The sequence below is a fragment of the Robinsoniella sp. RHS genome (assembly GCF_001029355.1).
In the GTDB taxonomy this organism is placed as follows: domain Bacteria; phylum Bacillota; class Clostridia; order Lachnospirales; family Lachnospiraceae; genus Robinsoniella; species Robinsoniella peoriensis.
The window spans coordinates 1-7,744 of record NZ_JNGB01000245.1 but is presented as its reverse complement, the minus strand read 5'-3'; the positions used below and the strand labels follow the sequence as shown (position 1 = coordinate 7,744).

Genomic DNA, 7,744 nt, shown 5'->3' with positions numbered 1-7,744 from the left:
AGAAAGGGTAAGGTGTCCATACATCTCCCTGTAAGGCGCGGGGTGAAGCGTCTTATTTTTATGCCCGAAGGCTTTAAACTACGGTGAGACACACTGTGAAAACTGTTAGTGGGAGACACCCATAAAACTGTGGAAACATGGAGACACCATTTAACTGTAAAGGAGATATAGAAAAATGAGTAGATTACCAATGAAATTACAGATTTTTGCAGAGCCGGGGAGCACAGATCCAGAAGCGCAGGCAACACCGCCTGCAGGACAGCCGCAAACCAATGCAGCGCCTGCAGCACCACAGATCGATTATGATAAGATTGCGCAGCTTATCCAGGGAAAACAGTCTGTGGCAGAAGAAAGCGTGTTAAAAGGCTATTTCAAGCAGCAAGGGCTTTCCAAAGAGGAAGCAGAGCAGGCGATGGCTTCCTTTAAGCAGCAACAGGCAGCACAGCAGCCGGATGTAAATGCACTGCAGACGAAGGCCGCACAGGCGCATGCGATGGCACAGCAGAAGGAAGTTGAGAACCAGGCCATTTTGCAGGCAATTCAGCTGGGAATTGATGCTAAGACAGTACCATATGTGCTGAAATTAGCCGACTTGAGCAATGTAATGGGACAGGATGGAACGATTGCAGAGGAAGCTTTAAAAGGAGCCTTAAACAAGGTTCTGGAAGATGTACCCGCATTAAAACCAACAGCAGAACAGACCTCAGGCTTCAAACAGATCGGAGCCGGCGGAGGACAGCAGACAGGTTCAAATGACCTCTTATCAGCGGCATTTGGCAATAAAAAATAAGAAAGAAGGTATAAGAAATGTCAGTTTATAATTATGCAGAACAATTTGAAAGGGAATTACAGCAGAAATATGCAAGAGAGCTTACTTCTTTTGCGTTAACACAATCAAATCCGGGTATTAAGTTTATAAATGCCCAGACAATCAAGCTTCCGAAAATGACGGTTTCCGGATATAAGGACCATAACAGAAATGCTATGGGATTTAATGCAGGCACCGTGACAAATGACTGGGAACCAAAAAAGCTTACACACGACAGGGACATTGAGATTCCTATCGATCCAATGGACATTGATGAAACAAACCTTGTCCTGGAGATGGCAAACATCCAGAATGTCTTTGAAGAAGAGCAGGCAATCCCGGAAAAGGATTCCTACCGGTATTCAAAGCTTTACGCAGAGGCGAAAGCATATAAGGATAAAGGAGCAATTATTGACAACACGGTGCTTACAGTTGATAACATCTTAGATTGGTTTGATAAGCAGATGGAAATCATGGATGATGCGTCTGTACCCAGCGAGGGCAGGGTTTTGTATTTAACCCCTTCCATGAATACGCTGATTAAGAATGCATCTAAAATCACAAGGAATATCGATGCCAGCGTGGGTGGAGGAATTGACCGCCGTGTTTATTCCCTGGATGATGTTACCTTTGTAAAAGTGCCAAGCGCCCGTATGAAAACAAAGTATGATTTTACAACCGGATGTGTGCCTGCAGCCGACGCAAAACAGATCAACCTGATCCTGGTGCATCCTTCCTGCGTGATTTCCCGTGACAAATACGCATACATGAAGTTATTTACCCCCGGATCAGACAGCCGTACAGCGGATAAGTATGTTTACCAGAACAGATACTACACCGATACCTTCCTGATCGAGAATAAAGCATGCGGTATTGCAATTAATGCAGAGGCGGAAGGAGCTGGGGCATAATGACAGCCGAAAAAGGAAACAAAGTGTATGCGATTGATGATTCCATGAAAGCACAGTACCAGAATGAGGGTTTTGATATCAAAGACGGTGCCGGGAAAGTGATTGCTTATGGGAAAGGGAAAACCGTTCCATATGAGGCATATATGAAAGCGGTAATGGAACTGGAAGCGTTGAAAAAAGCAAAAGGAAAGAAACCGGTGCAGGAAAAAGAAGGTGAATAGCCACAATGGTAAAATATAAACCATACGCCAGCGAAGCATACTATTCAGATATATATAATGGAACAGCCATTACAAATGATGACGATATGGAAAAGTATCTCAAACAGGCCAGCCGCCACCTGGATTCCCTGACTTACAACCGGATTGTAAGCCGGGGATTTTCTAATCTTACACCGTTTCAGCAGGAGATCCTTCAGGAGGTGTGCTGCCAACAGGCGGAATTCGAATACCAAAACAAAGATATCTTTGACATGGTCTTATCCGGTTATTCCATAAATGGTGTTTCCATGCAGTTTGGGGAAAGCTGGAATGTTACCATACAGAAGGGGATCCCGATGAGGCGGGACACCTATGAGCAGCTTTGCCAGACGGGATTATGCTGCAGATTGGCGGTGTAGGATGCAGTACCCTAATTTAGTGCCAAAACAGTTCTGCACCACACCGATCCACATCGTAATAGAGAAAGAAGGCCTGAACAAATACGGTGAGCCAGAAACAGCCCTGGAAACAGATGCCATGTGCAACTATCAGGATATGGCGAAAACAGTGTTTACCGGAGATAAAAAATATGTACAGATTACGGGTACGGCACTTATTCCAGGGGATATTGCACCAGAATTACCAACTCTAAGCGGAGGAACCGCTATTATATTTGGGGTAAAGAGGAAAATATACCAGGGAACAAAGGCAAGGAATCCGGATGGCACCGTAAACTATGTGGAGGTTATGCTGGAATGATTCAAGTAAATTCAAAAGTTAAGATAAACAGCCAGAAGATAAAACAGTTAACCCGCGCCCAGGTAACTGCATTGGAGAAAACCGCAGAGGCACTTCATACCGAAGAGGTACAAGCGCAGGTGATCCCGAGAGATACGGGAGCACTGCAAAACGAAGGATCATTCGTGGACTATTCAGAAGCGGGAACTGGCAGGGTCAGTTTAGTTTCAAGCACACCCTATGCAAGAAAACTGTATTATCACCCTGAGTTTGAGTTTCAGACTAATGAAAATCCAAATGCAAAGGGGAAATGGCACGAAGACTGGATTCCTGGCGGCAAGAATAAAGACTTTGCAAAGAAAGCCTATCAGGAATTTTACAAAAAGGAGGCTGGATTATAATGCTGATGTTAGAAGATGTGCGGGATCTGGTATCCGGTCTTGGATTCACAGAGGATCATAATGTCTATATGGGAAAGTTAGACGCAAAGCAGGATAAAAGCATTGGGGTGTACAATTTAAAGCGCTCAGCGCCTTATACAGTGGCGATAGGCGGGAAAGATAAAGAATCCTATAGAACCAAGCAGATCAGTATTTTAGTGCACTGGAACCGCAGTATGCGGGATACAGAAGCTGTTGGTGCAGAGTTATTTGAAAAGCTTGCAGCCATGAGAGAAGTAAGAATTAATGAAAAGCAGATAAAATTTATTCATCCGCTTGTAGATCAGCCGGTGGATGTGGGAACAGATGACAATGGGATCTATGAGATGGTTATTGAGATAGAACTTATATATGAAAGGAAAGGTGATTAATTTGAAACAGAATGAAGCAAGAGCAGCAATTGAGGGCAGGAATATGCGAATTCCATTAAACCTGCAGACCTTTGCAGGAGAAAAAGCAAGCGGGGTTTACCCGTGTTATGAAAACCAGTTCCAGATTGACACAGCGGTTTCCGGTGGAACAGCAGCATTAAAATCAATTGCAGACTGTGAAACTTTTGAAGTGAGCTTTGACAATGGAGTGGAAGAATGGAATCCATATGACACGGAAGGTTGGACCCGAAGGTTAATGACATCCAAGTCAGTTACGATTTCTGTAACAGCCAAAAGAAATGTTGGAGATGCTGGTAATGATGCAGTTGCTGCATTGGTGTGGTTAAACGGACGAAAGGTGGAAAAAGACTTCCAGTGGACGTTTCCAGATGGCACAACCGTTAAATTTGCAAGTGCGGTTATTAATGTAACAAATGCGGGAACAGGGGACGCTACAGCTATAGCACCACTGGAATTTGAAGTGTTAAGTAATGGGAAACCAACGGTAACACCAGCAGCATAAGGCGGGAGAAATCCTGCCTTTTCTTAATGTATAGAAGGAGATAGAAGAATGGCAAAGAAAATAGATATTACAGAAAAACTCAATTTTGAGGAAAATCCAAGCATGATTATAAAAGGTATTTCGTATGAGGTTGATGCAGGCGCAACTACGATGCTGAAAGTTATGGGGCTGCTTGGAGATGGAGAGAATATCACCGCCCAGGCAATTCTTGAAATGTACAATTGCATTTTTAGTGAAAAGGAAAGAAATAAATTAGATAAACTTCATTTGAAGTTTGAAGATTTGCAGACTGTAATTAAAGCAGCAGTAGACTTGGTTACCGGAGATGCAGACCAGGGAGAGTAGCGAGCCGTATTGTGATTTGATAGATGACTTTGACCTGGTCGTATCATCTTTCCAGTCGCAATACGGGATCCGTTTGTCCAGGGAATTAAATGAGATGAAGTGGGATGAATTCAGGGATCTGTTTGTTGGACTGGGACCCGATACGCCTTTAGGCAGGATAATCGCAATCCGGTCAGAAAAGGATAAGGATGTTTTGAAACACTTTACCAAAGACCAGCGGCGTATCAGGACGGAATGGATGAAGAGCAGCGCACAAAAGGTGAGAAATGATGATATGGGCAGAATTCTGGAAGCATTTAAAAATGGTTTTATTGAAATGGCAGGTGGTGTAAATGGGGGCTGAAAGCGTAGGACAGATTGCTCTTGATATGTCTGTAAATAAAAATGGGTTTGACAAACAGATGAAAGGCATAACAGGACTTGCAAAAAAGGCGGGGGGGGCCCTTGCAGCTGCATTTGATGTTAAAAAGCTGGTTGATTTCGGTAAATCCTGTTTAGAATTGGGATCGAACCTTAATGAAGTCCAAAACGTTGTGGATGTAACATTCCCATCTATGAGTTCTAAGGTGGATGAATTTTCCAAAAGTGCCGCGACAAGTTTTGGCTTGTCTGAGACGATGGCCAAGAAGTTTACCGGAACATTTGGTGCTATGTCAAAGGCTTTTGGATTTTCCGAGAAGGAAGCCTATGATATGGGAACTACTTTAACCGGGTTATCTGGTGATGTTGCTTCATTTTATAATATCAGCCAGGATGAAGCTTATACAAAGCTGAAAAGTGTCTTCACGGGAGAGACGGAGTCCTTAAAAGATTTGGGAATTGTTATGACCCAAACCGCCCTGGATGCGTATGCTATGTCTAATGGTTTTGGAAAAACTACTGCTAATATGACTGAGGCGGAGAAAGTGGCGTTAAGATATCAGTTTGTACAACAGCAGCTGGCAACAGCGACCGGTGACTTCGCCAGGACATCGGATGGATGGGCAAACCAGGTAAAAATTCTGTCATTGCAGTTTGATTCCCTTAAAGCAACGATTGGCCAGGGGCTTATAAACCTGTTTACCCCTATTATTAAGACGGTAAACACTTTAATTGGTAAGTTGTCTACCCTGGCAAATGCCTTTAAGTCTTTTACAGAGCTGATAACCGGTAACAAATCCAGCGGGCAAACCGCAGCACCAGTTGCAGATCTTGCAGATACTGCCGCAGCGGCAACCGGAGGTTTAGATGGAGCATCCGGTGCTGCAGACGGACTGCAGGAATCCACAAAGGGAGTAGGGAGCGCTGCCAAAAAGGCCGCAAAGGATATGAAAGCCCTTATGGGGTTTGACCAGGTAAACAAACTGGCAGATCCGGAAACAGACAGTGATGCTTCCGGATCTGGCGGAGGAACGGGCGGCAGTGCCGGTGGAGCAGTTGATTACGGGAATTTAGCGAAGGGCGATACGGTAATCGATGAAACAGCTTCCAAATTTCAGGGATTAATTAATAAGGCAAAGGAACTGGCAGGGCTGTTTAAAAAAGGGTTTCAAATAGGATTTGGCGATAGTGAAAAAAGGATTGTATCAATAAAAGGGCATTTGGCTGGCATTGGCCAGTCCCTGAAAGAGATATTTACGGATACGAAGGTGGGGGGAAGCTTTAATTCCATGCTGGACTCAATCGCATTGAACTTAGGAAAAGTGGCAGGAAGCGCTGCCAGTATGGGACTTACGATTGCAGACAATTTAGTGGGGGGGATCGATAAATATCTTAGCCAGAACAAAGAGTTTATCAAGCAGAAGCTGATAAGCATATTTGACGTGGCGGCTGATATTGCAGCCCTTGCCGGGAAATTTTCAGTTGCAGTAGCGGATATCTTTACCGTATTTGCGGGAGATGATGCTAAGCAGATAACAGCCGACATTATCTCAGTATTCTCCAACGGATTTTTAACAGCAGTTGATCTTGCGGGAAAGCTTGGCCGGGATATCATTGACACCATAACATTACCGATTGTAGAAAACAAAGATAAGATTAAAACCGCATTGGAAAATACCCTTGCACCGCTCAGAGACGTTGCAGATTCCATCGCAGGATTATTTAATAACATCTATAAAAAGATCGGGGAAACATATGACACTTATCTGGCCCCATCATTTACAAAGATAAAAGATGGTTTGAGCAGTATACTTTCTACTATCTTAGATACTTATAACATTTACGTGGCACCGGTGCTGCAGAATCTGGCAGATAAATTTTCCAAGCTGGTAAGTGAACATGTACAGCCGATGGTTGACAGCTTTTTGGATTGTTTTGGAAAAATAGCCAATGCGGTAGCGACTACATGGGAAGAAACGATTGCACCCTTTGTGAATTGGATTATCGAAAACATTGTACCGGTAGTAGCACCGTTGTTTGAGCAGCTGGCAACCGGTATCATGGATGCATTTGGAAAGATTGCGGATATTGTAAAAGGCGTGCTCGATAAACTTGGGGCATTTGCGGACTGGTGCAGTAATAATCAAACACTGGTTACTGCAATAGCGGCAGGTTTGGGATCGTTTTTCCTGGCATTTAAAGGGGTTACCTTTGTATCAAACTTGGTAAGCCAGATAAGGATTCTTACACCTCTTCTCGGGGGGATGGGGAGTGCAGCGACATCCGTTATCCCAATGCTGGGAAAAATGAAGTCGGTTGGTGTGGGATTATTCGACACAGTTAAAAACCTTGCTACAGGATTGGGAACAAAATTAGTAGGTGCATTTCAGTTTTTGATCAGTCCGGCTGGCCTGGTATGCGTTGCTATAGCGGCGATTATTGCAATTGGCATTTTAGTTTGGAAAAACTGGGATACGATTAAGGCAAAAGCACTAGAAATCTGGGGAGCAATAAAGGAATGGTTCTCAAAAACAATAGATGCAATAAAAGGGTTCTTTACCGGATTGTGGAAGGGGATTACTGACACTTTTGCAAGTGTAGGCAGTTGGTTTAAAGAAAAATTCACGGCTGCAAAAAATGCAGTTACCGGAGCATTCAGCACCATAGGATCCTGGTTTGGTAACAGATGGAAAGACATCTCGGGAGCATTTTCGAATACAAAATCGTTCTTCCAATCTACGTTTTCTGCGGCATGGGGAAAAGTGAAAAACGCTTTTTCAAAATCCGGGAGCTTCTTCGCGGGCGTGTGGAGTGGCATAACCGGTGCATTCGGGAATATAACCAATTGGTTTAAAGATAAGTTCTCTGCAGCCTGGGAAGCGGTTAAAAATGTATTTTCATCTGGTGGGCAAGTTTTTGATGGCATTAAAGACGGTATCTTAGAAGGACTCAAGGCTGTTATAAATGCACTAATCGACGGGATTTAACGCTGTAATATCGGTACCTTTTTAATGGAATTAACTGGGCGTTGGATCAACTGAGAAATTT

General features: G+C 43.7%; 11 protein-coding genes. All 11 read left to right on the top strand.

Annotated elements, in window-relative coordinates; genetic code table 11:
- The first annotated feature begins 175 nt into the window (after nucleotides 1–175).
- The 11 genes from RHS_RS29310 to RHS_RS29260 are packed head-to-tail and all read left to right on the top strand — an operon-like array spanning nucleotide 176 to nucleotide 7,683.
- A complete protein-coding gene (locus tag RHS_RS29310; protein WP_047835211.1) occupies nucleotides 176–790 on the top strand; it encodes a hypothetical protein in 615 nt (204 codons plus the stop codon).
- Nucleotides 791–807: 17 nt separating this feature from the next.
- The gene (locus RHS_RS29305; RefSeq protein WP_047835210.1) at nucleotides 808–1,719 is read left to right on the top strand and encodes a hypothetical protein; all 912 of its coding nucleotides are present in this window, start codon (nucleotides 808–810) and stop codon (nucleotides 1,717–1,719) included.
- Nucleotides 1,719–1,940 carry a hypothetical protein gene (locus RHS_RS29300; RefSeq protein WP_047835209.1) on the top strand — a complete coding sequence of 74 codons (222 nt, stop codon included), beginning with the start codon at nucleotides 1,719–1,721 and terminating at the stop codon, nucleotides 1,938–1,940. Before RHS_RS29305 ends, RHS_RS29300 begins: the two co-directional genes overlap by 1 nt.
- Nucleotides 1,941–1,945: 5 nt before the next feature.
- The gene (locus tag RHS_RS29295; protein WP_047835208.1) at nucleotides 1,946–2,338 is read left to right on the top strand and encodes a hypothetical protein; all 393 of its coding nucleotides are present in this window, start codon (nucleotides 1,946–1,948) and stop codon (nucleotides 2,336–2,338) included.
- Nucleotide 2,339: 1 nt separating this feature from the next.
- Nucleotides 2,340–2,678 carry a hypothetical protein gene (locus tag RHS_RS29290; protein WP_047835207.1) on the top strand — a complete coding sequence of 113 codons (339 nt, stop codon included), beginning with the start codon at nucleotides 2,340–2,342 and terminating at the stop codon, nucleotides 2,676–2,678.
- Nucleotides 2,675–3,058 carry a hypothetical protein gene (locus RHS_RS29285; RefSeq protein WP_395023666.1) on the top strand — a complete coding sequence of 128 codons (384 nt, stop codon included), beginning with the start codon at nucleotides 2,675–2,677 and terminating at the stop codon, nucleotides 3,056–3,058. Before RHS_RS29290 ends, RHS_RS29285 begins: the two co-directional genes overlap by 4 nt.
- On the top strand, nucleotides 3,058–3,468 hold the full coding sequence (locus tag RHS_RS29280) for a minor capsid protein (protein WP_047835206.1): 411 nt from the start codon (nucleotides 3,058–3,060) through the stop codon (nucleotides 3,466–3,468). Before RHS_RS29285 ends, RHS_RS29280 begins: the two co-directional genes overlap by 1 nt.
- Before the next feature lies 1 nt (nucleotide 3,469).
- Complete coding sequence (locus tag RHS_RS29275; RefSeq protein ID WP_395023665.1) at nucleotides 3,470–3,991, top strand: phage tail tube protein; 522 nt, start codon at nucleotides 3,470–3,472, stop codon at nucleotides 3,989–3,991.
- A gap of 48 nt (nucleotides 3,992–4,039) precedes the next feature.
- Nucleotides 4,040–4,336 carry a hypothetical protein gene (locus tag RHS_RS29270; protein WP_047835205.1) on the top strand — a complete coding sequence of 99 codons (297 nt, stop codon included), beginning with the start codon at nucleotides 4,040–4,042 and terminating at the stop codon, nucleotides 4,334–4,336.
- Nucleotides 4,317–4,679, top strand: a complete 363-nt coding sequence (locus RHS_RS29265; protein ID WP_395023664.1) for a Gp15 family bacteriophage protein — start codon at nucleotides 4,317–4,319, stop codon at nucleotides 4,677–4,679. The genes RHS_RS29270 and RHS_RS29265 overlap by 20 nt, the downstream gene beginning before the upstream one ends.
- On the top strand, nucleotides 4,669–7,683 hold the full coding sequence (locus RHS_RS29260; RefSeq protein WP_395023663.1) for a hypothetical protein: 3,015 nt from the start codon (nucleotides 4,669–4,671) through the stop codon (nucleotides 7,681–7,683). Before RHS_RS29265 ends, RHS_RS29260 begins: the two co-directional genes overlap by 11 nt.
- The last annotated feature ends 61 nt before the right edge of the window (nucleotides 7,684–7,744 follow it).

Excerpts from the sequence above, each read along its gene's own strand:
- RHS_RS29310 (WP_047835211.1), top strand. The coding sequence starts at position 176 with ATGAGTAGATTACCAATGAAATTACAGATTTTTGCAGAGCCGGGGAGC.
- RHS_RS29305 (WP_047835210.1), top strand. The coding sequence starts at position 808 with ATGTCAGTTTATAATTATGCAGAACAATTTGAAAGGGAATTACAGCAG.
- RHS_RS29300 (WP_047835209.1), top strand. The coding sequence starts at position 1,719 with ATGACAGCCGAAAAAGGAAACAAAGTGTATGCGATTGATGATTCCATG.
- RHS_RS29295 (WP_047835208.1), top strand. The coding sequence starts at position 1,946 with ATGGTAAAATATAAACCATACGCCAGCGAAGCATACTATTCAGATATA.
- RHS_RS29290 (WP_047835207.1), top strand. The coding sequence starts at position 2,340 with ATGCAGTACCCTAATTTAGTGCCAAAACAGTTCTGCACCACACCGATC.
- RHS_RS29285 (WP_395023666.1), top strand. The coding sequence starts at position 2,675 with ATGATTCAAGTAAATTCAAAAGTTAAGATAAACAGCCAGAAGATAAAA.
- RHS_RS29280 (WP_047835206.1), top strand. The coding sequence starts at position 3,058 with ATGCTGATGTTAGAAGATGTGCGGGATCTGGTATCCGGTCTTGGATTC.
- RHS_RS29270 (WP_047835205.1), top strand. The coding sequence starts at position 4,040 with ATGGCAAAGAAAATAGATATTACAGAAAAACTCAATTTTGAGGAAAAT.
- RHS_RS29265 (WP_395023664.1), top strand. The coding sequence starts at position 4,317 with ATGCAGACCAGGGAGAGTAGCGAGCCGTATTGTGATTTGATAGATGAC.
- RHS_RS29260 (WP_395023663.1), top strand. The coding sequence starts at position 4,669 with ATGGGGGCTGAAAGCGTAGGACAGATTGCTCTTGATATGTCTGTAAAT.